The following is a 23,231-nucleotide window of genomic DNA, read 5'->3' as shown; positions in this document are numbered from 1 at the left end:
TACGCTCGCGGATGCTGAGCCGCTTGAAATCGACACCACGCTGCTGATCCTGCCGCACGCACTGGCCGATTTCACGGAATACAACGACGCGCTGCATTTCGCCGATCTGCTGCTGGGCCAGTTGCGCCTGGACGGCACGCTGCAGATCGCGAGTTTCCATCCGCAGTATCAGTTCGAGGGCACGCAGGCCGACGACATCGAGAATTTCACCAACCGCGCGCCGTATCCGATCCTGCATCTGCTGCGCGAAGACAGCATCGAGCGCGCCGTGGAGGCCTTCCCGGACGCCGCCGACATCTACGAACGCAATCAGGAAACGCTGCGGCGCCTGGGCCTGAGCGGCTGGCGCGAATGGATGGCGAAGCGCGCGGACGACTGAGCCCGCGCTTTGCCACTTTTCCATTAACGGGCTTTCTGGCCCTTAGGTCGCGCTGGTCTCGGCGGCGGCCGCGCCTTCGCCTTCGTCGGAGAAGAAACGCTCGCGCAGCTCCGCGAGCCCGAAGGTATCGAGAATCTCATTGAGCCGCTCGGTCGGCCGGCGACGCGGCAGATCCTTGTACTGGGCGATGATCAGCTCGTTTTTCATCGAGTGCTCCCAGCCCACCAGCTCGGTCACGCTCACCTGATAGCCGTGCGCCTCCAGTTGCAGGCAGCGCAGCACATTGGTGATCTGGCTGCCGAACTCGCGCGTATGCAGCGGATGGCGCCAGATTTCCGTGAGCGCCTGGCCGAGCGACTTGCCCTTATTGCGCCGCAATACCCCCGCCACTTCCGCCTGACAGCAAGGCACCACCACGATGTAGCGCGCCTGCTTTTTGAGCGCGAAGCGCAGCGCATCGTCGGTTGCGGTGTCGCACGCATGCAACGCGGTGACGATATCGATCTTTGGCGGCAGCTCCGTCGACGTGGTCGAGTCGGCCACCGACAGATTCAGGAACGACATCCCGTCGAAGCCCAGGCGCTGCGCGAGTTCGCGAGATCGCACAACGAGTTCGTCGCGTGTCTCAATGCCGAAGATATGCGACTTGTCGCGCAGTTCCTTGAAAAAGAGATCGTAGAGAATAAAACCCAGGTAGGACTTGCCCGCACCATGATCGACGAGCGTCACGTCGCGGCCATCCTGCTTGAGGTCTTTGAGCAGCGGCTCGATGAACTGGAACAGGTGATAGACCTGCTTCAGCTTGCGGCGGCTGTCCTGGTTCATCTTCCCGTCACGGGTGAGGATATGGAGCTCCTTGAGAAGCTCGATCGACTGGTTCGGACGGATTTCGTAAGTCTTGCTGGACATCGGGGCGGCTTGAAAAGAGAGGCGTCTTTTACCGGCGTACGTGCGGTAGGCGACGGAACGACGCAAATATATCTGTCATTTTACGGAAAAAGCACGAACAGGCCGCCAGCCCGAGCGGCTCATTCATCTAATTGTAGGAGCGTCCGGCACGCTGACCCACGTCCGGATGGCAGGGAGGGGTTGATTAAAAAAGACACGGCGGCGTTTTTACGTCATGCCGATGTCCAGAAAGGACCGTTTTTGGGGCGCGACACTCCGGCAAAGTACTGGAAATGCGCGCATGGGAGGTCGCTGACGGATGTGCCGGCAGCGATAAATCAGGTACGACGCAGATCCCGTTGCGCTAGACGCACGGTGCTGCGCGACCTTGCATGGGGCATGCAATGAACACGATACCCGACGGTAACGCTGAGCAAAAATTCCAGGAAATGCTGGCCCGGCTCGTAGAGGTACCCGAGTGGACGGAAAAGCAACAACTGGAGCTGGAGATGGCACGCGACATCTCGGTCGAGATGCTGCGGCTGGCCGAGGATATGCGCGATGGCGCTTCGGATCTGGAGAACTGCCTGATCCTGCTGAAATACGCCAAAGTGCTCGATTTCGTGATGTCTGCGCTGGCCGCGCGCCGCGACATCAAACCACAAACGCTGCGGGTAATCTTCAAGCTCGCAGGGCTACGCGTCGACGAGGCCTATCCAGGCTAACCCGGTTGACGCAGTTTTATGCCCGTAGTGCTGCAGTCCTGAGCGCGCAGCCGATTCCGAGGTCGGACTGCGCGCTTAACCAGCCTGTACATCAGACCAAAGCCGCCGTTTGAACCCCGGCGGCCCCTCACCTCTTTTACCTTCGGTCCCCGAATTATTCGCTACGCACCTTGAGTCGCCACAGCGACGTGACTTCGGCCGCGCGTGCGCGATGCAGCGGATCGGTTGGATCGCTTGCCTTCGGATGGCGCGGGCGGATGTCCTCACGTCCGGCGACTTCGAGTCCTGCCTGCGCAATCATCTCCAGCAACGCCTCGCGCGTGCGCAAGCCCAGATGCTCGGCGAAATCGGACAGGATCAGCCAGCCTTCACCGCCCGGTTCCAGATGGTCCTTGAGTCCGGCAAGAAAGCCGCGCAGCATGCGGCTGCCCGGATCGAACACGGCGTATTCGATCGGCGACGCGGGCCGCGCCGGCACCCACGGCGGGTTGCAGACGACGAGCGGCGCACGCCCCGGCGGGAACAGATCGGCTTCAACGATCTCGACCTGCTTGCCAAAGCCGAGCTGATCCACGTTCTCGCGCGCACAAGCCAGCGCACGCGCGTCCTGATCGGTGCCGACCACATGCTTCACGCCGCGCCCAGCCAGCACAGCAGCGATCACGCCCGTGCCCGTGCCGATATCGAACGCCTTCTCCACCGACGGCAACGGCACGCGCGCAACCAGATCGAGATACTCCCCACGCACCGGCGAAAACACGCCGTAGTACGGGTGCACATGCGCGCCACCGAGCGCGGGAATCGCCACGCCCTTCTTGCGCCACTCGTGCGCGCCGATCAGACCGAGCACCTCGCGCAGCGACACCGCCGACGGCTCGCCGTCCGGTGCGCCCCACGCTTCCTCGCAGGCGGCCTTGACGTCGGGCGCGCGGCGCAGCGCAACTGAATAGTCGCCTTCGAGCGGCAGCAGCACCATGCCGAGCGTGCGCGCACGCTGGGACTGCGCCTGGCGATGCAAGTGGAACGCCTCGAGCGGCGTGGCCGGCGCCTTGGGCACGCCCTTGCGCGGCTTGTGCTCGGCGCGGCGCGCCATCGCTTGCAGCAACTGGCGCGCATTCTGATAGTCGCCGCGCCACAGGAGCGCAGTGCCCTCGCAGGCGAGACGGTAGGCGACGTCGGCCGTGGTGCGGTCGTCGGCGACGACGACACGCTTCGGCGCGGGCACGCCCGCCTCCGAACGCCAGCGGACGGTGCGAGGGCCGTCCGTATCGGGCCAGCTCAAGGTGGGAAAGTCGGTCATAAGTCCTGGATGCTTAACGGCTCGCCGTGACGGCGCGCCTCTGATGCGGCGCCATCTTATAGCAGAGCAAGGTCCGGCGTTTGGCTGCGAAGTTGACTGGGCCGCTTGTGGCGACTGCGTTCAGGCATCATCGCCCGGCGGCGGGCAGCCGTCGATTCGGCCGGACGGCTTAAGCCGGATGGCACAGGCCATCCCAGTAGAATGACCGCCAATGCGCGCAACGGCGCCACCTAACAGAATATGTCAGAGACACATCCGACGACGCGCCAGCTACCCGCGCGCAAGCCAGGCGTACGCCACATCAGCGCGACCCGTGCGGGATTCGACGCGGATTTTTATGCGGGCCTGCTGCGTATCGTCGGTCTGCGTGAGCAGCTCGAACGCGGCAAGACCGTCGTTGCGCGCCCCGCCCCGGATCAGCGGTTGTCCGGCACGCTGTTCGAGCAGGCGATCGCGCATGTCGATGCGCATGGCGAGTGTGCGCCCGAAGCCGCTTTTCACGCGGCGCTGCGGCTTTGCATCGCGTGGATCGGGCGCATGGTGCTGCTCAAGCTGCTGGAAGCGCGGTTACTCACGCTACATGACCGCGATCCCGCATATGCCTTCCTGAATAGCGCTCGCATCGCGTCTTATGGCGAATTCGCCGCCCTTTGCCGCGAGGTTTTCAGCGCCGGGCATGACGAAAAGCCGCGTGACTGGCCTCACCTGCCCCGCCTGCCAGCCGCGCTGTTTCAGGCCGCCGATCTCACTTCGTTCGACGAAGCACTAGAGCAACTTCCCATCGGCGATCTGCTCGATTTTTTCGACGCTTTCGAATACGCAGGCGAAACCGCCGCGCTCGGCTGGATCTTCGAGCGACTCAACGGCTATCGCGAGGGCGCGTGGTACACGCCCGACAGCGTCGCCAGGTTGCTCGCCGATGAGGCCATCACGCGCGCCGTGCTCGGACGCTTCAACCATCTGAAAAACTGGCATTGCACGACGCTCGATCAGCTCTGCGAACGAATCGAGGATCGTGCCGAAGCGCGTGCGATTCTCGGCGGATTGCGCGTGTGCGATCCGGCCGTCGGCACCGGTCATCTGCTGGTTTGCGCGCTGGACGCGCTGATGGAAATCAAGGCCAGACTGGGCCTGTGCGTTGATCGCTCAAGCGAAAGTGACGCCGCGCGCTTCCGCGAAAAACGCGCCATCGTCGAGCAGAACCTCTTCGGCGTCGATATCGATGAAGGCGCGCTTGGCCTCGCGCGCCTGCGTCTCGCGTTCGAGTTGCTCGCTCATGCCGGATACGGCGGCGAAGGACGCTTCGACGTACTGCCGGATTTCAGCGCGAATCTCAAACAGGGCAATGCGGTGATGGCGAACATCGGCGGCGAAGCGCTGCCGGGCGATGCCTTCGCGTGGCACCTTGCATTCCCATCGGTCTGCGGCGCAAACGGGCGCTTCACGGGCTTCGACGCCATCGTCGCCAATCCGCCGTACATCGACTCCGAGCGCATGATCAACGAAGGCCAGAAGCCGCTGCGCGAAGCGCTCGCGCAACGCTGGCCGAGCGCGCGCGGCAACTGGGATCTCTACATCCCGTTCATGGAACTAGGCCTCGCGCTGCTCGCGCCGCACGGCGCGATGGCGTGCCTCACACCGGACAAGTGGCTCGCGCGGCCGTTCGGCGCGGCGTTTCGCGCACACCATCTCGACAAGATCGAGCGCATCGTCACGCTGGGCCGCGACGTGTTCGAGCGCGCGCTGATCGATTCGATCGTGACGGTTTACCGGCAAGCGGGCACGCCGACGATCGAAACGGCGCGCCTGGAAGGCGCATCGCTCAAGCCGATCGCAACGGTGAACAAATGCGAACTCGAGGCGCCCTGGACGCTCGACGCCCTGCTCTCGCCGCACTATGCCTTCGTGCAGCGGCTCACGCGCGCGCATCCGACGCTCGGCACACTGCTGCGGTGCGAAAACGCCTGCGCGACGGCGGACGCGTATCGCCTCGCGCCCTTGATCGACGAGGCGCGCGATGGCTTCGATGCGTCGCGGCACTACCGCGTGGTGAACACCGGAACGCTGGGCCGCTACGTCTCGCGCTGGGCCAGCAAGCCGATGACTTATCTCGGGCGAAGCTATGCGCAACCGGTGGTCGAACGGGAACGCTTCGAGGCCGCGTTCACGAACGGCTATCGCGCAAAAACCGCCGCGAAAAAGTTGATCGTGAAAGGCCTCACGCATCTGCACGCAACGCTCGACCTCGACGGCCACACGCTGCCCGGCAAGACGACGCTGATCCTGCGCAGCGACGACGCCGACCTGCTGAAATTCGCGGCAGCCGTGCTGAATTGCCCGCTTGCGGGTTTCGTCACGCGTGCGCGCTTCGGGGCGTCGAGCTATAACGGCGGCGTGGCGTTCACCAAAGCGATGATCGACGCGCTGCCCGTACCCGACGATGCTCACTTACGCGCACGCATCGCCAGCAAGGTCGATGAGGTGTTGCGCTTGATGCAGGCCGGCGACCAGGCACGAGGCGAAGCGCTCGCACGGGAAATCGACGGCATGCTTCACGCGGCGTATGGCCTGAGTGAAAGCGACATCGCGCTAGTCGAGCAACCGGCCAGCCGCCGCGCCCGGGATGAAGCCAGAAACGAAAAAAGGGTTACAGCTGGTGGGCTGTAACCCTTTCTCGAAGTATTTTGGTGCCGGCTGCAGGACTCGAACCCGCCACCTGATGATTACAAATCAACTGCTCTACCAGATGAGCTAAGCCGGCGTAGCCCGTGATTCTACTTCATTTCACGATTTTGAGGTGACCCTTACTGCCCTTTCCAGCGCCATCGTCGCTTTTTTCCGGGGCGGACGCTGAAGTTTCGTCAGCGCTTTCCTCTGGCGTGGCTTCGGCGGGACCACCCGGCACGTCTTCGTGCTCGTCCTGCGCGGACGGCAACACGTCATTCGCGTCGCCAGCGGGCGCTTCGACCGGGAACGCCATGCCCTGGCCGTTCTCGCGCGCGTAGATCGCCAGCACGTTCGGCACCGGCACTTCGATCTTGTGCGACTTGCCGGAAAAACGGGCGTTGAACTCGATCATCTCGTTGCCCATCTGCAGCTGGCTGGTGGCCTCGAAGCTGATGTTCAGCACGATCTCGCCGTCGCGCACGAACTGGCGCGGCACGCGCGTGCGGTTGTCGACCCGCACCGCGATATGCGGCGTGAAACCGTTGTCGGTGCACCACTCGTACAGCGCACGCAGCAGATACGGCTTGGTGGAAATCTCTTGCATCAACAATCCTTTGAAGAGGCGGCGCGCCAGCGTTGTCCGCCAGCCCGCACGCCTCCTGTTGCAACTACGCCAACTGCGATGGCTTAGCGGCGCATCACCTTTTCCGACGGCGTCAGCGCTTCGATGTAAGCCGGACGGCTGAAGATGCGCTCGGCGTACTTCATCAGCGGCGCGGCGTTCTTCGACAGTTCGATGCCGTAGTGGTCGAGGCGCCACAGCAGCGGCGCGATCGCGACGTCGAGCATCGAGAACTCTTCGCCCAGCATGTACTTGTTCTTCAGGAAGATCGGCGCGAGCTGCGTGAGGCGGTCGCGGATCGCCAGACGTGCCTTCTCGTGGTTCTTCTCGGCCGCCTTGCCCTTCTCGTTTTCGAGCGTGCTCACGTGCACGAACAGTTCCTTCTCGAAGTTGAGCAGGAACAGGCGGGCGCGCGCGCGCTGGACCGGATCGGCCGGCATCAGTTGCGGATGCGGGAAGCGCTCGTCGATGTACTCGTTGATGATGTTCGATTCGTACAGAATCAGGTCGCGCTCGACCAGAATCGGCACCTGACCATACGGATTCATCACAGCGATGTCTTCCGGTTTATTGAACAGGTCGACGTCGCGGATTTCGAAGTCCATGCCCTTTTCGAACAACACCAGCCGGCAGCGCTGGGAGAACGGGCAGGTAGTGCCGGAGTACAGAACCATCATGATTTACATTTCCTCAATAAACCCAAAAGGCCAGCGGGCGAAAACACCGCCTGACGGTCCTCGGACTGTCAGGCGGTGTGTCGTCATACCGGCCCCACGTCGGTCAGGACGTGCCTATTTGATATCTTTCCAGTACGCAGCGTTCAGTCGCCACGCGAAAAAGCTCAGGACGCCCAGAAACAGGAGCACCCAGACCCCAAGCTGCTTGCGGGTGCGCTGCTCCGGCTCTGACATCCAGCCGAGGTACGCAACCAGGTCGGCCACGGCAGAATCATAATCTACCGGCGAAAGCTTCCCTGGCGTGACCTGTTGGTACCCCACAAACCGGCGGACCTTCTCCCCCGTTTCTTCATCCACCGTATCTTCAAACTTCGCCGTGCGCACGCCCTGCAACTGCCAGAGCACGTGCGGCATGCTCACGTTCTCGAACACCATGTTGTTCCAGCCGGTCGGGCGCGTGTCGTCGCGATAGAAGCTGCGCAGATACGTGTACAGCCAGTCGCGCCCTTTTGCGCGAGCTTCCACGGAGAGGTCCGGCGGCGGCACGCCAAACCACGATTTGGCGTCGTCCGGGCGCATCGCGATGGACATCGTGTTGCCGACCTTGTCCGTCGTAAACAACAGATTATCTTCGATTTGCTTCTGCGGAATGCCGAGATCCTGCAACCGGCTGTAGCGCATCAGATTCGCACTGTGGCAATTCAGGCAATAGTTTACAAACAATTGCGCGCCGTGTTGCAGCGAAGCAAGATTTTCGCCGTTATCGGGTGCGCGGTCGAGGGGAATGTTTTCCTGCGCCGCTACCGATCCGACCCCGAACGACAACACACACGCCATCGCCACGCCGGTCCGGACGCTCGCCCGTGCGAGCATCGAAAAGAACAATTTCATCATCATGTCTTCCTCGCTCGCTGATTAATGGGGCTTGAAGCGCACGCGCTCGGGCGGCTGCTTGAAGGTGCCAAGCGGCGTCCAGAACGGCATGCCGAGGAAGAAAGCGAAATAAATCAGCGCGCAGACCTGGGCGATCAGCGTGGACGCAGGCGATGGAGGACGCGTGCCGAGGAATCCGAGCGTCAGAAACGCAGCCACGAACACGGCGAGGAAAACCTTGTGGAACAGCGGCCGGTAGCGGATCGACTTCACCGGCGCGCGATCGAGCCACGGCAGGAAGAAGAGCGAAATCACCGCCGTGCCCATCACCACCACGCCCCAGAACTTCGATTCCGTGAAGGCCATCGCCAGGATCACGAGAATCGCCAGCACCGGCAGACCCGCGCGCCACTTGCCGCGCGCGCGCAGCAGCGCGAACACGCCGAGCAACCCAATCACGATCATCAGCACGATCTTGAAGGGGTCGGTAGTCGCGCGCAGCATTGCGTAGAACGCCGTGAAATACCAGACCGGCGCGATCTCAGGCGGCGTCTGCAGCGGATTGGCCGGGATGAAGTTGTTCGCTTCGAGGAAGTAGCCGCCCATTTCCGGCGCGAAGAAGATGATCGCCGCGAAGATCATCAGGAAGATGCACACGCCCATGAAGTCGTGCACTGAGTAATAGGGATGGAACGGAATGCCGTCGAGCGGAATGCCATTCGCGTCCTTTTTCTCCTTGATCTCGATGCCGTCCGGGTTGTTCGAGCCCACTTCGTGCAGTGCGACGATATGCGCCACCACCAGCCCGACCAGCACGAGCGGAATCGCGATCACATGGAACGCGAAGAAGCGGTTGAGCGTCACATCGGAGACCACGTAGTCGCCGCGAATCCACATCGACAGGTCCGGGCCGATGAAGGGAATCGCCGAAAACAGATTCACGATCACCTGCGCGCCCCAGAACGACATCTGGCCCCACGGCAGCAGGTAGCCGAAGAACGCCTCGGCCATCAGGCACAGAAAGATCGCGCAGCCGAAGATCCAGACCAGTTCGCGCGGCTTGCGGTACGAGCCGTACAGGAGGCCGCGGAACATGTGCAGATACACGACCACGAAGAACATCGACGCGCCCGTGGAGTGCATGTAGCGGATCAGCCAGCCCCACGGCACCTCGCGCATGATGTACTCGACCGACGCGAACGCGAGCGTCGAATCGGGCTTGTAGTTCATGGTGAGGAAAATGCCGGTGACGATCTGGTTCACCAGCACCAGCAACGCCAGCGAGCCGAAGAAGTACCAGAAGTTGAAGTTCTTCGGCGCGTAGTACTCGGAGGCGTGGGCCTTCCACGTCGCCGTCAGCGGAAAGCGTTTGTCGATCCAGCCTTGCAGACCGGATGCTTCGGACGCCTGCACCACTTCCTTTTCGGTTCCCGTAGCCATCACGCTTCTCCTTTTTCGTCACGGCCAATCACGATCGTCGTCGCTGACGCGAACATGTAGCGCGGGATGTCGAGGTTCTGCGGCGCGGGCTTGTTCTTGAACACGCGGCCGGAAAGGTCGTAGGTGGAGCCGTGGCACGGGCACAGGAAGCCGCCTGGCCAGTCGTCGGGCAGGTTGGGCTGCGGGCCTTCCTGGAAGCGCGCCGTCGGCGTGCAGCCCAGGTGAGTGCAGACGGCGACGGCTACGAGGATGTTCTTGTGCTCGGGACGCGAGCGGTATTCGTTCTGGCAGTACTCGGGCATCGGCATGGAAAACGGATGCTCGGAGTTCGGGTCCGCGAGCCCCGGATCGGCCTTCTTGACGTCGGCCATCATGCGGTCGGTGCGGTTGAGGATCCACACGGGCTTGCCACGCCAGGCGACGGTCATCATCGAACCGGGTTCGAGCCCGGTGATGTCGACTTCGACGGGCGCGCCAGCGGCGCGAGCTTTTTCGGATGGTGCAAACGAGCCTACAAAGGGTACGACAGTGGCAACGCCTCCTATGCCACCTGCTACGGACGTCGCAATCAGCCAGGTACGGCGGCTGCCATCGACGCGGTCATTATCTTTGTCTCGCATCACATCGCCCCACTTCTGAGTTGGATTTTTCCGTCACGCCGTTGCTTACCCGCGGTGCTGCCGAACGCTAGTGTGCGCGAATGGAGTTGCCATTTACAAGGGGCGGTTACCAGAAAGCGCGCGAAGTCCTTGATATCTCGGGGTTTTCCCCGAAGAAACGGGGCCATTTTCTGATGGCTTTGTAAATGCCCGGCGAATACGGCGATGCGCTGCAACGCATCAATCGCTTCAGCTCACGGATTAACCGGACGAAACGATCGATGCGCGGTGAATATTTACCAGGCGTTCAGACCGGATTATCGATATCGATGAACAGATGCTCGATGTCGAACGCTTCGGACAGATGCGTGCCCACCGCCTGCACGCCGAAGCGCTCGGTGGCATGGTGGCCGGCCGCGAGGAACGCAACGCCGCTTTCCGCGGCCGTGTGGGTGGTCTGCTCGGAGATCTCACCGGTGAGGAAAACGTCGGCGCCCGCGTCGATGGCGGCGTCGAAAAAGCCCTGCGCCGCGCCCGTGCACCAGGCCACGCGGCGGATCTGCCAGTCGGGGTCGCCCAGCACGAGCGGCGTGCGGCCGAGCGTCTGTTCGACTTCGGCGGTAAAGTGCGCGAGCGTGATCGGCATGGGCAGCGTCGCCATCCAGCCGAGATCCTGCTCGCCGAAGCGTTGTTCGCCGATCCAGCCGAATTTCGCGCCCAACTGCGCGTTATTGCCGAGTTCCGGATGGCTGTCGAGCGGCAGATGGTAGGCGAACAGATTGAGGTCGTTGGCCAGCAGTGTCTTCAGTCGCCGATACTTGCGGCCGGTGATTTGCGGCGCTTCGTTCTTCCAGAAATAACCGTGGTGGACCAGTACGGCGTCGGCGCCCCACTCCAGCGCGGCTTCGAGAAACGCCAGCGAGGCGGTCACGCCGGTGGCGATCTTCTCGACGCGCTTGCGGCCTTCCACCTGCAGGCCATTGGGGCAGTAGTCCTTGAACCGCGCGGTTTCCAGAAGATTGTTCAGATACAATTCCAGTTCGATCCGATCCATATAATCCTCTAATCTTCAGATGCTTAGACGCTTTTGGCTGTTCTTCGCCCAGGCGGTGACGGTCCTGCTGGCGTTGATGTTCATCATCGCGACGCTCAAGCCGCAATGGCTTCAGCACCAGGGGCAATTCGGCAAGCAACTCGCCGAGCCGATCGTCGCGCTACGCGAGGTGGCGCCGGGCATCGGCGGTGGATCCGCCCAGGGCTCCTACGCGGACGCCGCCCAGAAAGCCATGCCTGCGGTCGTCAACGTGTTTTCAAGCAAGGATGGGTCGCTGCCGCCCGATCCGCGCCAGAACGACCCGCTATTTCGCTACTTCTTCGGCGATAAGAACAACAACCGCAAGCAGCAGGAACAGCCTGCGGCGAACCTGGGCTCGGGCGTTATTGTCAGTCCGGACGGTTACATTCTAACGAACCAGCACGTGATCGACGGCGCGGATCAGATCGAAATCGCGCTGTCCGACGGCCGCACTACCAACGCCAAGGTGATCGGCATCGATCCGGAAACCGATCTGGCGGTGCTCAAGATCAATCTGCCAAACCTGCCCACCATCACGCTCGGGCGTATGGATCAGACGCGCGTGGGCGATGTGGTGCTCGCCATCGGCAATCCGTTCGGCGTGGGCCAGACGGTGACGATGGGCATCATCAGCGCGCTCGGGCGCAATCACCTGGGCATCAATACGTTCGAGAACTTCATCCAGACCGACGCGCCGATCAACCCCGGCAACTCGGGTGGCGCGCTGGTGGACGTGAACGGCAATCTGCTCGGCATCAACACGGCGATTTATTCGCGCTCGGGCGGCTCGCTCGGGATCGGCTTCGCGATTCCGGTGTCCACCGCGCGCAGCGTGCTGGAGAGCATCATCACGACAGGCTCGGTCACGCGCGGCTGGATCGGCGTCGAGCCGCAGGATCTCACGCCTGAGATCGCGGAATCGTTCGGCATCAACCAGAAGTCGGGCGCGATCGTCGCGGGCGTGCTGCAAGGCGGCCCGGCGGACAAGGCCGGCATCAAGCCAGGCGACATCCTGCTATCCGTGAACGGCGAGGAAATCACCGACACCACGCGCCTGTTGAACGTGATCGCGCAGATCAAGCCGGGCTCCGACGCCAAGGTCCACCTGGTGCGCAAGAACAAGGACATGGATCTGGACGTGACGATCGGCAAGCGCCCGCCGCCGCCCAAGCAACCGGCCAACGAAGACGGCGAAGGCGACGACGACGGCGGCTGACGCCAGAGCGCGAAGCCGCGCCGCGAGAAATGCGAAAGGCCGCGAACATCACTGTTCGCGGCCTTTTTTTCGTCTGCGCGTATCGTCTATGCGGCGATAGCGATCAGCTCGTCGCTTCGCTTTCGCTTTGCGCCTTCTCGCCGGTACCGACGAAGATACGCGCCGCGATGATCCCGGCCTCGTAAAGCACGATCAGCGGCAACGCCAGAATCAGCTGCGAGAACACATCCGGCGGCGTCACGACCGCAGCGATGATAAACGCGCCGACAATCACATAAGGCCGCACTTCCTTGAGCTTCTTGACCGTGACGAGACCCATGCGCACCAGGATCACGACGACGATCGGCACCTCGAAGGTCACGCCGAAAGCGATGAACATCGTCAGCACGAAACTCAGGTAATTGTCGATATCGGTCGTCATTTCCGCGCCGAGTGGCGCGTTGTAGTGCGCCATCACGCGGAAGATGGTCGGAAACACCACGAAATACGCGAAGGCCATGCCGCACAGGAACAGCGTGTAGCTGCTCGCCACCAATGGCGCGACCAGCTTTTTCTCGTGCTGATAGAGCCCTGGCGCAACGAAGGCCCAGATCTGGTAGAGAACGACCGGCAGCGCAATTACGAAGGCCACCAGCATCGTCACCTTCATCGGCACGAAGAACGAGCCGGTCACGTCGGTCACGATCATCTTGCCGTCTTTCGGCAGGTTGTTCATGAGCGGACGGGCCAGCAGCTTGAAGATATCAGGCGCCCAGTAGACGAGACCGACAAACACCACGATCACGGCGATACCCGCGCGCATGATGCGGTCGCGCAGTTCGACGAGATGCGAGATGAAGGTCTCTTCAGTGCCCTCGTCCTGTTTTTGTTGGGGGTCGCTCACACCGGCCCTCGGGGGTTGGAGATGGACAAGTTCGAACTCGAATGCGGCATCGGCGCGTCAGAAAAAACGCACCGGACGGCGCAGACTGGCCGGCGTATGTTGCGCGACGCGCGCCGCGCCCGACTGCACGCGCGTGCGACGCAGCGTGGCGCGCTTGTACCAGACGGGAGCCGCGGCCTGCTTGACGCGCCAGTTCTTGCGTTTCGCAGTGACGGCGCCGGCGTTGCCGGAACGCCAGGCGGTGGCGCTGGAGCCATCGGCGATGCCGGGCGTGGCGGAAGCGTCAAACGCCGCGCCTTCGAGCGACGCCACCGAAGAATCGGCGGCCCCACCGGCAATACTCGGCGAGACGCTCGTGCCCTGGTTCCAGGCATCGTTCAGCTCGGTCTCGTGCTTGCGCAGATTCTCGTGAACGTTTTTCTCGACGTTCTGCGCGGCCTGCTCGAACTCGCCCTTCATGCGGCGCAGTTCGTCCAGTTCGATCTCGCGCGTGACTTCCGCCTTGACGTCGTTGATATAGCGCTGCGCGCGGCCGAACAGGGCGCCCGCCGTGCGCGCGACGCGCGGCAGCCGCTCCGGTCCGAGAACGACCAGCGCGACGACGCCGATCAGCGCCATCTTGGTTAGACCCAGATCGAGCATGAATGGAGCTTTCCGTCAGCCTTGGGGCGATTCAAACAGAACACGCGGGATTGGACAGATACCAGCGACTCACCAGCAATAAATAACGGCTACCGCGCTTAGCGGTAGTCGTTCGAACGCGGGGTCTTGTCCTTGGCGTCGACGTCGACCGTGCCGCCGTTCTTGGGCAGTTCGCGCTTTTGCGCATCCGCGCCCGGCTCTTCGCCGTCGCGCATGCCTTCCTTGAAGCCCTTCACCGCACCGCCCAGATCGCTGCCGATATTGCGCAGTTTCTTCGTCCCGAAGACGAGCGCCACGATCAACAACACGATCAGCCAGTGCCAGATGCTCAACGAACCCATGATCAAAACTCTCCTTAACCCCGACGCCGCGCTGCATGCGCGGCGAGAAAACGTTAGCGCAGGCGCGCTTCACGCTGGAAATGTTGCCTGTAAGGTATTTCGGCTGCGTGGCATTCTGCCCTGTTTCAGCCGCCTTTTCAGAAAGGCCCGTGGCTTTCGTGCAACGGCCTGAGAATCAGCCCATGCGCTGCCACGGACGCGGCCCGGCCAGCAGATGCGCGTGCAGGTGATAGACCTCCTGACCGCCGCCCGGACCCGTATTCACTACGGTGCGAAACCCGGTCTCGCCGCCGGTGTACGAAACGCCGAGATCCTTTGCGAGCCGCGCCACCAGCACAAACATTCTACCAAGCAGCGGAGCCTCGTTTTCACCGCAATCGGCGAGGGTCGGTATATGGTCGCGCGGAATCACCAGCACATGGGTTTGCGCGGCGGGCCGGATATCGCGGAAGGCGACGAACTCGTCGTCTTCATAAACGCGCGTGCTCGGAATCTGGCCATCGGCGATCTTGCAAAAGAGGCAGGTGCTGCGGTCGTGACTCATGAGGCTCCCGGGCAGCCGCGCCGTTGTTGCGGGTGGGTACTCAGAACCACGCGCGCGGATCGGCCAGCGGCTTGTTGTCGTGCAGATACAGCCAGCCTTTGATGATACGGTACAACGTCCAGATTGCGACAGCCCACAAAATCGGAATGCCGATCACCACGACGAACAGCGCAATACCGATCAGGTGCCCGGCGAGCCCGTACCAGAAGGTGCGGATCTGCCAGGTGAAATGCTGCTCGTAGGGCGTGCCAGCCGCCTCGTCGCGCTTGAGGTAGTTGATGATGATCGCCACCAGCACGGTCACGCCGCCCGTGAGCCAGTAGAACGCGTAAAGCCCGTAGAGAACGTGCGTGAGGGTGCGCAGGCTGCGCAGGCGATCCGCGTCAAGCGAATCGCGCAAGACGGGAGGCGGGTAACCGCCGGATGTGGACATGCGTGGCGTCTCCTGTCGACCGAGGCTCATCCTGGCCGGACCATCCGGGCTGGACGGGCCTCGTTGCTTTCGACAAGCCTACTTCAAACCGGTTGCCAGAGGTGGCTCAATCGCCGTTTTCCTCGCGCTCGCGGCTCTTGCGCAGCGCCTTCTCCTCCAGGCCCGACAGGCCTTCGCGACGCTCCAGCTCCGCCAGCACGTCGGCGGGGCTCAGGTCGAAGTGCGAGAGCGTGACGAGGCAATGGAACCACAGATCGGCCATCTCGCCGACCAGCGCCTTCGGCGCGCCGCCCTGGCGCACGTCCTTCGCGGCCAGCACGACTTCGGTGGCCTCTTCGCCTACCTTTTTAAGCACCGCGTCGTCGCCCTTGTGGAACAGGCGCGCAACGTAGGAGGAGTCCGGGTCGCCGCCCTTGCGGCTGTCGATCACGGCCGCGAGGCGCAGCAGCGTGTCGTTGCTATTCAGTTGCGTCATTTGTAGATGTGTTCGGGGTCTTTCAGCACGGGATCGACGGCGACCCAGCGGCCTTCGTCGACGGTGCCTTCGAATTGCTGGAAAAAGCACGAGTGGCGGCCCGTGTGGCACGCGATGCCGGAAACCTGCTCGATCTTGAGCAGCACGACGTCTTCGTCGCAGTCCAGACGAATCTCGCTCACGTGCTGCACGTGGCCCGATTCCTCGCCCTTGAACCACAGGCGCTGGCGCGAGCGCGAGAAGTACACCGCGCGGCGCGTTTCGACGGTCTTGGCGAGCGCCTCGCGGTTCATCCACGCGAACATCAGCACGTCGCCGGTCGTGGCTTCCTGGGCGATCACCGGCACGAGGCCGTTGGCGTCCCAGTTGACCTTGTCGAGCCAGCCTGCGTTTTCACTGGAAGGTGCGTTCATGGCGTTACATCCTCACCGAAATGCCCTGATCGGCCATGAAGCGCTTGGCCTCGCCCACGGTGTGCTCGCCGTAGTGGAAGATGCTGGCCGCCAGCACCGCATCGGCGTGGCCCTTGACGACGCCGTCCGCGAGATCCTGCAGGCCGCCTACGCCGCCCGAAGCAATCACCGGCACCGGCACCGCATCCGACACAGCGCGCGTCAGGTCGAGGTCGAAGCCGCTCTTGGTGCCGTCGCGGTCCATGCTGGTCAGCAGGATTTCGCCCGCGCCAAACTCGGCCATCTTGCGCGCCCATTCGACGGCGTCGATGCCCGTGGCCTTGCGCCCGCCGTGCGTGAACACTTCCCAGCGCAACGGTTCGCCCGGCGCGGACGTGCGCTTGGCGTCGATCGCCACGACGATGCACTGCGAGCCGTACTTGTCCGCCGAATCGCGCACGAGCTGCGGGTTCGCCACCGCCGACGAGTTCATGCCGACCTTGTCCGCGCCCGCGTTAAGCAGGCGGCGCACGTCGGTGACGGCGCGCACGCCGCCGCCGACCGTCAGCGGAATGAAGACCTGCGAGGCCACCGCTTCGATGATCGGCAGGATCAGGTCGCGCCCGTCGGAAGTGGCGGTGATGTCGAGGAAGGTGAGTTCGTCGGCGCCCTGTTCGTCATAGCGGCGCGCGATTTCGACGGGGTCGCCCGCGTCGCGCAGCTCGACGAAGTTGACGCCCTTGACGACCCGTCCGGCGGTCACGTCGAGACAGGGGATGATGCGTTTGGGTAGAGCCATGATCTTGCCGAAGTTGCCAGTCGGTTGATATCTGTCGCGGGCGACGGGAGGACGACACGCGGGCCACACAAGGGCGGCGCGGCAGCCGCCTCGCGCGCTCAGGCGTATAGCGCTTCCATTGTCGCGCTTTGCCGTTTATCGCGAAATTAGCGGGCATCAGACCCGCGCCACGCGCGCGCCGGCCGCATAAAAGCAAAAGGCCTCCGGTGAGGGAGGCCGTATGCGCGACGCTTACGCGTCGTCGGATTCGCGCAGGCTGTCCGCGCGCGTTTGCGCCGCCGCGAAATCGAGGTCGCCCGAGTAGATCGCACGGCCGCAGATCACGCCTTCGACGCCTTCGTCTTCGACTTCGCACAGCGCGTCGATATCGGCGAGGTTCGACAGGCCGCCGCTTGCGATGACCGGAATCTTCACCGCGCGCGCCAGGCGCACCGTCGCTTCGATGTTGATGCCTTGCAGCATGCCGTCGCGGCCGATGTCGGTGTAGATGATCGATTCGACGCCGTAGTCCTCGAACTTGCGTGCGAGATCCACGACTTCGTGGCCGGTGAGCTTGCTCCAGCCGTCGGTGGCGACCTTGCCGTCTTTCGCGTCGAGGCCGACGATGATGTGGCCCCCGAACGCCGTGCATGCTTCCTGGAGGAAGCCCGGGTTCTTCACGGCCGCGGTGCCGATAATCACGTACGACAGACCGTCGTCGAGGTAACGCTCGATCGTGTCGAGGTCACGGATGCCGCCGCCCAGCTGGACGGGGATCTTGTCGCCGACTTCGCGGATGATCTCGCGGATCGCGTCTTCGTTCTTCGGCTTGCCCGCGAACGCGCCGTTCAGGTCGACGAGGTGCAGACGGCGCGCGCCGCGCTCGACCCAATGTCGGGCCATGGCCGCCGGTTCCTCGGAGAAAATAGTCGCCTGGTCCATATCGCCTTGTTTCAGGCGAACGCAGTGACCGTCTTTGAGATCGATGGCCGGAATCAGCAGCATAGCTATCGGGTGATACCTGGAAGTGTGGTTGAAATCAGCCGGCATCGGCGGAAAAAAAGGCCCGATCCGACGCCGTTTCGCTAGTTTAGTACAACTCTTTCGGCGGCCTTGCTGATGAAAGTCGGCGAGGGCGCACAGGGTATGTGTGCCCAGCCGTCAGCGCCGCCAGTGAATTACGGGTTCCAGTGCACGAAGTTGCGGTACACGCGCAGGCCCGCGGCGGCGCTCTTTTCCGGGTGGAATTGGGTGGCGAAGATGTTATCCCGCGCCACGGCCGAGGTAAAGGCAGCGCCATACGGCGTTTCGCCTACGGTGTGCGCCGCGTCGGCGGGCACCACGTAGTAGCTGTGCACGAAGTAGAAGAAGCTGTCGTCGGGCACGCCGTCCCAGAGCGCGTGCGCGCGCGACTGGCGCACACGGTTCCAGCCCATCTGCGGCACCTTGAAGCGCGAGCCGTCGTCCTGCACCTGCCCTGCCAGATCGAAACGCACCACCTTGCCCGGCAGCAGGCCAAGGCCCGGCGTGTCGCCTTCGGCGCTCCAGTCGAACAGCATCTGCTCGCCCACGCACACGCCCATCAGCGGCTTGCTGCGCGAGGCTTCGATCACGGCGTCCTGCAGGCCGGACTCAGCGAGGCTGCGCATGCAGTCGGGCATCGCGCCCTGCCCCGGCAACACCACGCGGTCGGCCGCGCGGATCGCTTCCGGATGCTCGACGATCTGCACATCGGCTTCGGGAGCCGCCTGTTTCAGCGCCTGGGCGACCGAACGCAGGTTGCCCATCCCATAATCCACAATCGCAATTGAAGTTTTCATCTCGATTCAGGACCGTCCGTCCTGGCGTTATCGCTATCCAGCTGGTCTGGCAGGCTGCCCGAAGTATCCGGCATGCGGATTCAGGCGATGCTTACAGGCTGCCCTTGGTCGACGGAATCTTGCCCGCCTGACGCTCGTCGAATTCGGCGGCCTGGCGCAGCGCGCGGCCGAAGGCCTTGAACACGGTTTCCAGCTGATGGTGCGCGTTCAGGCCACGCAGATTGTCGATATGCAGCGTCACGCCAGCATGATTGACGAAGCCGCGGAAGAATTCGATCGACAGATCGACGTCGAAGCTGCCAATGCGCGCACGCGTGAACGGCACATGGAATTCGAGGCCAGGACGGCCCGAGAAGTCGATCACCACGCGCGAGAGCGCTTCGTCGAGCGGCACGTAAGCGTGACCGTAACGGCGAATGCCCTTCTTGTCGCCGATCGCCTTGGCCACTGCCTGACCGAGCGTGATGCCGACGTCTTCCACCGTATGGTGGTCGTCGATCTGCGTGTCGCCATGCGCCTCGACTTCGAGATCGATCAGACCGTGTCGTGCGATCTGGTCGAGCATGTGATCGAGAAACGGCACGCCGGTCGCGAGCTTTTGCTCGCCGGTGCCGTCCAGATTGATTTTCACGCTGATTTGCGTTTCGCTGGTGTTGCGAACGACTTGCGCGACGCGCATGGCAAATTCCTTCAAACAGCCCGTAACAGGAGGGATTACAGAGGGGACTCGCTCAGGAACAGTGGGGACGGTTCACCTGAGTACAAGCTTCAGGGCGGCGAGCAGTTGCGCGTTTTCGTCGGGGGTCCCGACGGTCAGGCGCACGCAATTCGCCAGCAATGGGTGCATTTTACTCACGTTTTTGACCAGCACCCGCGCCGTCAGTAGCGTATCGAACACGGCGGGCGCATCCGGCACGCGCACGAGCAGGAAATTTCCGGCACTTTCGAACACTTCCGCGCCCGGCAATTTCGCGACTTCGGCGGCCAGTTGCGTACGGCCTTCGCGCAACTGCGCGGCCTGCGCGTCGAGCACATCGAGGTGATCGAGCAGGAAACCGGCGGCGGCCTGGGTGAGCACATTGATGTTGTACGGCGGGCGCACCTTGTCGAATTCGTTCAGCCACGCCGGACGACCGGCGAGATAGCCCAGACGGATACCCGCGAGGCCGAGTTTCGACATCGTACGCATCACGACCACGTTGTCGAACTCGCCCGCGCGCGCCATCCAGCTCTTCTGCGCGAACGGCTGGTACGCCTCGTCGATTACCACGAGGCCGTTCACAGCGGCGGCGGCGGCGCTTACGCGTTCAATCTCTGCGTCGGCGTACAGCGTGCCGGTCGGGTTGTTCGGATACGCGAGCCAGACGACGGCCGGCTTGTGTTCGCCGATCGCGGCGATCGTGGCGTCGGCGTCGAGCGTAAAGTCCGCATTCAGCGGCACGCCAACAAATTCCACCTGGGCGAACTTCGCCGACATCGCGTACATCACGAAGCCCGGCACCGGCGCGAGCACCTTGGCGCCCGGTCGTGCGCACGCCATCGTGACCATGCTGATGATCTCGTCCGAGCCGTTGCCGAGCAGCACGTCGCAGTCGGCGGGCACCTGCATGGCGGCCTTGAGCTTCGCCATCAGCGCCTCGGGGCGCGGTGCGGGATAGCGGTTGAGCGCGACGCCCGCGAGATGCTCGCCCAGCCGCGCAGCCAGATCGGCGGGCAGCGGATACGGGTTCTCCATCGCGTCGAGCTTCAGGAAGCCGGTGGCGTCAGGCACCGGATAGCTCGTCATGGCGAGAACGTCGGGGCGGATGATGTCTTGAGGTGTCGTCATGTCTGCATGGCTCGCGCTGATGCGCGCGGGCCGGATCGGGCGGCTCAGGAACTGCGTGGGCCGTCCTGGTTATTGTTGGTCTGGTCTCTTGCGTGCGGTCTTGCGTACGCTTACTTCGAGCTTGATTCGGCGCTTGTATCGATATTCCAGGCATCGATGCCTGCCGGCAGTCCGATACCCGGGCGCGCCCAGGCCACGCCAGCGCGCCGTCCGTAGGTACCGGACGGCTGCACTTCGCGATCACTCGGGCATCAATGCTTCATGCGGTATTCGGCGCTGCGCGCGTGGGCTTGCAGGCCTTCGCCGTAGGCCAGTTCCGCGGCGATCTCGCCGAGCGTCTGCGCGCCTTCGGCGCTGACTTCGATCAGGCTCGAACGCTTGATGAAATCATAGACGCCCAGCGGCGACGAGAAACGTGCGGTACGAGACGTAGGCAGCACGTGATTCGGCCCCGCGCAGTAGTCGCCCAGGCTCTCGCTGGTGTAACGGCCAAGGAAGATCGCGCCCGCGTGGCGGATTTCTGCGCCCCACTTCTGCGGCTCCAGCGCCGAGATTTCCAGATGCTCCGGCGCGATGTCGTTGGCGATCGCGCAGGCTTCGGCCATGTCGCGCACCTTCACGAGCGCGCCGCGATCCGTCAGCGACTTCGCGATCACTTCGGAGCGCGGCATGGTCGGCAGCAGCTCGCCGATGGCGGCTTCCACGCGCTTGATGAAGCCTTCGTCGGGGCACAGCAGGATCGACTGCGCGAGTTCGTCGTGCTCGGCCTGCGAGAACAGGTCCATCGCCACCCAGCGCGGATCGGTCGTGCCGTCGCAGATCACGAGGATTTCCGAAGGCCCGGCGATCATGTCGATGCCAACCGTGCCGAACACGCGGCGCTTGGCCGACGCCACATAGGCGTTGCCCGGACCGCAGATCTTGTCGACGGCGGGAATCGTGTCGGTGCCGTACGCGAGCGCGGCCACCGCCTGCGCACCGCCAATCGTAAACACGCGATCGACACCGGCGATCAGCGCCGCCGCCAGCACGAGCGGATTCTTCACGCCGTCCGGCGTCGGCACGACCATGATGATCTCGCGCACGCCCGCGACGCGCGCCGGAATCGCGTTCATCAGCACCGACGAGGGATACGCCGCCTTGCCGCCCGGCACGTAGAGGCCGACGCGATCGAGCGGCGTGACCTTCTGGCCAAGCACCGTGCCGTCCGATTCGGTGTACTGCCAGCTATGCGAGCCGCACTCGATGCGCTGCTTCTCGTGGTAGCCGCGCACACGCGCCGCCGCCGCTTCCAGCGCCGCGCGCTGCTTGGGCGGCAGGCTTTCGAGCGCCGCTTCAAGCTCGCTCACCGGCAGCTCGAGCGCCGCGACGCTCTTCGCGTCCAGACGGTCGAAGCGCTGCGTGTACTCGAGCACGGCGGCGTCGCCGCGCGCCTTCACGTCGGCCAGAATCTGCGCCACCGAGCGCTCGATCGCCTCATCTTCGCTCGCCTCGAACGCGAGCACCGCGTGCAGCGCCTTCTTGAAGCCCGCTGCGCTGGAATCGAGTTTGCGAATCGTGATAGCCATGCTGATATCCATCCGTGTCAGTAATGCGCGGGTCACGCGCAGCGCCTTTTGAGATACGCGAGGCGCGAATTGGCGTGCCTGACCCGGGCGATGCACGCCCGCGCCAAGGCACGCCTTAAACAACCAGTCAGGCGGCCTGTTCGCCGCGCGACGCGCGTTCGAACGCGTCGAGGAAAGGCCGCAGCGCAGCGCGCTTGAGTTTGAGCGCCGCCTGATTCACGACGAGGCGCGAGGAAATTTCCATGATCTCCTCGACTTCGACCAGGTCGTTGGCGCGCAGCGTGCCGCCGGTGCTCACCAGGTCGACGATCGCATCGGCCAGACCCACCAGCGGCGCAAGCTCCATCGAGCCGTACAGCTTGATCAGATCGACGTGCACGCCCTTGGCCGCGAAATGCTGACGCGCGGCTTCGGTGTACTTGGTCGCCACGCGCAGGCGCGCACCCTGGCGCACTGCGTTCGCGTAATCGAAGCCGTTCTTCACGGCCACCGACAGGCGGCAGCGCGCGATGTCCAGATCGATCGGCTGATACAGACCGCCGCCGCCGTGCTCGTTGAGCACGTCCTTGCCCGCCACGCCGAAGTCGGCCGCGCCGTACTCCACGTAAGTCGGCACGTCGGTCGCACGCACGATGATGACGCGCAGGTTCGGGTCGGTGGTCGGCAGGATCAGCTTGCGCGAGGTTTCCGGATCTTCGGTCACGTGCACGCCCGCCGCGGCGAGCAGCGGCATGGTTTCTTCGAAGATGCGGCCTTTCGAGAGCGCGAGCGTCAGCGGCGCGCCCGCAGCGGCTGCCGGAGTCGGTTGCGAGACGACCGTGCTCATGCCTCGTTCCCCTTGATGCGCTTGACGTTGGCGCCGAGCTTCGTGAGCTTGGCTTCCATGCGGTCATAGCCACGGTCGAGGTGATAGATGCGGTCGATCAGCGTTTCGCCGTCGGCGCACAGGCCGGCGATCACAAGGCTCGCCGAGGCGCGCAGATCGGTCGCCATCACCTTCGCGCCCGAAAGCTTTTCGACGCCCGCGATCAGCGCGGTCTTGCCGTCGATGGTGATATGCGCGCCC

General features: G+C 63.6%; 26 protein-coding genes, 1 tRNA gene and 1 pseudogene. 4 read left to right on the top strand and 24 right to left on the bottom strand.

Going from position 1 to position 23,231, the window contains the following annotated elements:
* The coding region (locus VG320_RS07875) for a DUF1415 domain-containing protein (protein ID WP_327199562.1) at nucleotides 1-379 on the top strand (379 nt) is incomplete at its 5' end.
* A 42-nt stretch (nucleotides 380-421) separates the two neighbouring features.
* On the opposite strand, the gene VG320_RS07870 is transcribed toward VG320_RS07875, so the two are convergent.
* Complete coding sequence (locus tag VG320_RS07870; RefSeq protein WP_327199561.1) at nucleotides 422-1,288, bottom strand: SAM-dependent methyltransferase; 867 nt, start codon at nucleotides 1,286-1,288, stop codon at nucleotides 422-424.
* 383 nt (nucleotides 1,289-1,671) lie between these two features.
* On the opposite strand from VG320_RS07870, the gene VG320_RS07865 reads away from it, so the two are divergent.
* Entirely contained in the window at nucleotides 1,672-1,992 is a 321-nt protein-coding gene (locus VG320_RS07865) for a DNA-binding protein (RefSeq protein WP_103706892.1), read from the top strand.
* Nucleotides 1,993-2,146: 154 nt separating this feature from the next.
* Here the strand turns inward: VG320_RS07865 and VG320_RS07860 are convergent, their stop codons facing one another.
* On the bottom strand, nucleotides 2,147-3,292 hold the full coding sequence (locus VG320_RS07860; RefSeq protein WP_327199560.1) for a class I SAM-dependent methyltransferase: 1,146 nt from the start codon (nucleotides 3,290-3,292) through the stop codon (nucleotides 2,147-2,149).
* Between the two features lie 240 nt (nucleotides 3,293-3,532).
* Between VG320_RS07860 and VG320_RS07855 the strand changes: the two genes are divergently transcribed.
* Complete coding sequence (locus tag VG320_RS07855; protein WP_327199559.1) at nucleotides 3,533-5,959, top strand: Eco57I restriction-modification methylase domain-containing protein; 2,427 nt, start codon at nucleotides 3,533-3,535, stop codon at nucleotides 5,957-5,959.
* Nucleotides 5,960-5,977: 18 nt separating this feature from the next.
* Here the strand turns inward: VG320_RS07855 and VG320_RS07850 are convergent.
* From VG320_RS07850 to VG320_RS07820, 7 genes are all read right to left on the bottom strand, one after another.
* A tRNA-Thr gene (locus VG320_RS07850) sits at nucleotides 5,978-6,053 on the bottom strand.
* 18 nt (nucleotides 6,054-6,071) lie between these two features.
* Complete coding sequence (locus VG320_RS07845; protein WP_327199558.1) at nucleotides 6,072-6,563, bottom strand: ClpXP protease specificity-enhancing factor; 492 nt, start codon at nucleotides 6,561-6,563, stop codon at nucleotides 6,072-6,074.
* An 83-nt stretch (nucleotides 6,564-6,646) separates the two neighbouring features.
* Nucleotides 6,647-7,258 (bottom strand): glutathione S-transferase N-terminal domain-containing protein, encoded by a 612-nt coding sequence (locus tag VG320_RS07840; RefSeq protein ID WP_027797364.1) that lies wholly within the window; start codon nucleotides 7,256-7,258, stop codon nucleotides 6,647-6,649.
* 114 nt (nucleotides 7,259-7,372) lie between these two features.
* Complete coding sequence (locus tag VG320_RS07835) at nucleotides 7,373-8,149, bottom strand: cytochrome c1 (RefSeq protein WP_414695994.1); 777 nt, start codon at nucleotides 8,147-8,149, stop codon at nucleotides 7,373-7,375.
* Between the two features lie 24 nt (nucleotides 8,150-8,173).
* The gene (locus tag VG320_RS07830) at nucleotides 8,174-9,571 is read right to left on the bottom strand and encodes a cytochrome bc complex cytochrome b subunit (protein WP_327199557.1); all 1,398 of its coding nucleotides are present in this window, start codon (nucleotides 9,569-9,571) and stop codon (nucleotides 8,174-8,176) included.
* Entirely contained in the window at nucleotides 9,571-10,191 is a 621-nt protein-coding gene (petA, locus tag VG320_RS07825) for a ubiquinol-cytochrome c reductase iron-sulfur subunit (RefSeq protein ID WP_327199556.1), read from the bottom strand. The genes VG320_RS07830 and petA overlap by 1 nt, the downstream gene beginning before the upstream one ends.
* Nucleotides 10,192-10,477: 286 nt before the next feature.
* Nucleotides 10,478-11,224: a Nif3-like dinuclear metal center hexameric protein gene (locus VG320_RS07820; protein ID WP_327199555.1), complete on the bottom strand. Its 747-nt coding sequence runs from the start codon at nucleotides 11,222-11,224 to the stop codon at nucleotides 10,478-10,480.
* Nucleotides 11,225-11,243: 19 nt separating this feature from the next.
* Here VG320_RS07820 and VG320_RS07815 point away from each other — a divergent pair, with 19 nt between their 5' ends.
* Nucleotides 11,244-12,461 carry a Do family serine endopeptidase gene (locus VG320_RS07815; RefSeq protein ID WP_327199554.1) on the top strand — a complete coding sequence of 406 codons (1,218 nt, stop codon included), beginning with the start codon at nucleotides 11,244-11,246 and terminating at the stop codon, nucleotides 12,459-12,461.
* Nucleotides 12,462-12,564: 103 nt separating this feature from the next.
* Here the strand turns inward: VG320_RS07815 and tatC are convergent, their stop codons facing one another.
* From tatC to VG320_RS07740, 15 genes and pseudogenes are all read right to left on the bottom strand, one after another.
* On the bottom strand, nucleotides 12,565-13,344 hold the full coding sequence (gene tatC, locus VG320_RS07810; RefSeq protein WP_327199553.1) for a twin-arginine translocase subunit TatC: 780 nt from the start codon (nucleotides 13,342-13,344) through the stop codon (nucleotides 12,565-12,567).
* 57 nt (nucleotides 13,345-13,401) lie between these two features.
* Nucleotides 13,402-13,986, bottom strand: coding sequence for a Sec-independent protein translocase protein TatB (gene tatB, locus VG320_RS07805; protein ID WP_327199552.1), 585 nt, complete (start codon nucleotides 13,984-13,986; stop codon nucleotides 13,402-13,404).
* 98 nt (nucleotides 13,987-14,084) lie between these two features.
* Nucleotides 14,085-14,327 carry a Sec-independent protein translocase subunit TatA gene (gene tatA / locus VG320_RS07800; protein ID WP_027819281.1) on the bottom strand — a complete coding sequence of 81 codons (243 nt, stop codon included), beginning with the start codon at nucleotides 14,325-14,327 and terminating at the stop codon, nucleotides 14,085-14,087.
* 175 nt (nucleotides 14,328-14,502) lie between these two features.
* On the bottom strand, nucleotides 14,503-14,871 hold the full coding sequence (locus VG320_RS07795; RefSeq protein WP_327199551.1) for a histidine triad nucleotide-binding protein: 369 nt from the start codon (nucleotides 14,869-14,871) through the stop codon (nucleotides 14,503-14,505).
* 40 nt (nucleotides 14,872-14,911) lie between these two features.
* The gene (locus VG320_RS07790) at nucleotides 14,912-15,304 is read right to left on the bottom strand and encodes a DUF4870 family protein (RefSeq protein WP_327199550.1); all 393 of its coding nucleotides are present in this window, start codon (nucleotides 15,302-15,304) and stop codon (nucleotides 14,912-14,914) included.
* Nucleotides 15,305-15,410: 106 nt separating this feature from the next.
* Nucleotides 15,411-15,779, bottom strand: coding sequence for a phosphoribosyl-ATP diphosphatase (locus tag VG320_RS07785; protein ID WP_327199549.1), 369 nt, complete (start codon nucleotides 15,777-15,779; stop codon nucleotides 15,411-15,413).
* The gene (gene hisI / locus VG320_RS07780; protein WP_327199548.1) at nucleotides 15,776-16,192 is read right to left on the bottom strand and encodes a phosphoribosyl-AMP cyclohydrolase; all 417 of its coding nucleotides are present in this window, start codon (nucleotides 16,190-16,192) and stop codon (nucleotides 15,776-15,778) included. The genes VG320_RS07785 and hisI overlap by 4 nt, the downstream gene beginning before the upstream one ends.
* Before the next feature lie 4 nt (nucleotides 16,193-16,196).
* A complete protein-coding gene (gene hisF / locus VG320_RS07775) occupies nucleotides 16,197-16,970 on the bottom strand; it encodes an imidazole glycerol phosphate synthase subunit HisF (RefSeq protein WP_027819286.1) in 774 nt (257 codons plus the stop codon).
* Nucleotides 16,971-17,201: 231 nt separating this feature from the next.
* A complete protein-coding gene (gene hisA / locus VG320_RS07770; protein ID WP_103706908.1) occupies nucleotides 17,202-17,954 on the bottom strand; it encodes a 1-(5-phosphoribosyl)-5-[(5-phosphoribosylamino)methylideneamino]imidazole-4-carboxamide isomerase in 753 nt (250 codons plus the stop codon).
* Nucleotides 17,955-18,127: 173 nt separating this feature from the next.
* Complete coding sequence (hisH, locus tag VG320_RS07765) at nucleotides 18,128-18,769, bottom strand: imidazole glycerol phosphate synthase subunit HisH (RefSeq protein WP_327199547.1); 642 nt, start codon at nucleotides 18,767-18,769, stop codon at nucleotides 18,128-18,130.
* 91 nt (nucleotides 18,770-18,860) lie between these two features.
* Nucleotides 18,861-19,448: an imidazoleglycerol-phosphate dehydratase HisB gene (hisB, locus tag VG320_RS07760; protein WP_327199546.1), complete on the bottom strand. Its 588-nt coding sequence runs from the start codon at nucleotides 19,446-19,448 to the stop codon at nucleotides 18,861-18,863.
* Between the two features lie 72 nt (nucleotides 19,449-19,520).
* The gene (gene hisC, locus VG320_RS07755) at nucleotides 19,521-20,597 is read right to left on the bottom strand and encodes a histidinol-phosphate transaminase (RefSeq protein ID WP_327199545.1); all 1,077 of its coding nucleotides are present in this window, start codon (nucleotides 20,595-20,597) and stop codon (nucleotides 19,521-19,523) included.
* Nucleotides 20,598-20,848: 251 nt separating this feature from the next.
* Entirely contained in the window at nucleotides 20,849-22,165 is a 1,317-nt protein-coding gene (gene hisD, locus VG320_RS07750) for a histidinol dehydrogenase (protein ID WP_327199544.1), read from the bottom strand.
* A gap of 127 nt (nucleotides 22,166-22,292) precedes the next feature.
* Nucleotides 22,293-22,991 carry an ATP phosphoribosyltransferase gene (gene hisG / locus VG320_RS07745; RefSeq protein ID WP_327199543.1) on the bottom strand — a complete coding sequence of 233 codons (699 nt, stop codon included), beginning with the start codon at nucleotides 22,989-22,991 and terminating at the stop codon, nucleotides 22,293-22,295.
* Nucleotides 22,988-23,231: pseudogene (locus VG320_RS07740) on the bottom strand (UDP-N-acetylglucosamine 1-carboxyvinyltransferase); the annotation flags it as partial. The gene hisG and the pseudogene VG320_RS07740, both read right to left, overlap by 4 nt.

The organism is Paraburkholderia sp. (genome assembly GCF_035948235.1).
In the GTDB taxonomy this organism is placed as follows: domain Bacteria; phylum Pseudomonadota; class Gammaproteobacteria; order Burkholderiales; family Burkholderiaceae; genus Paraburkholderia.
This window is presented reverse-complemented; position numbering and strand designations above follow the sequence as displayed.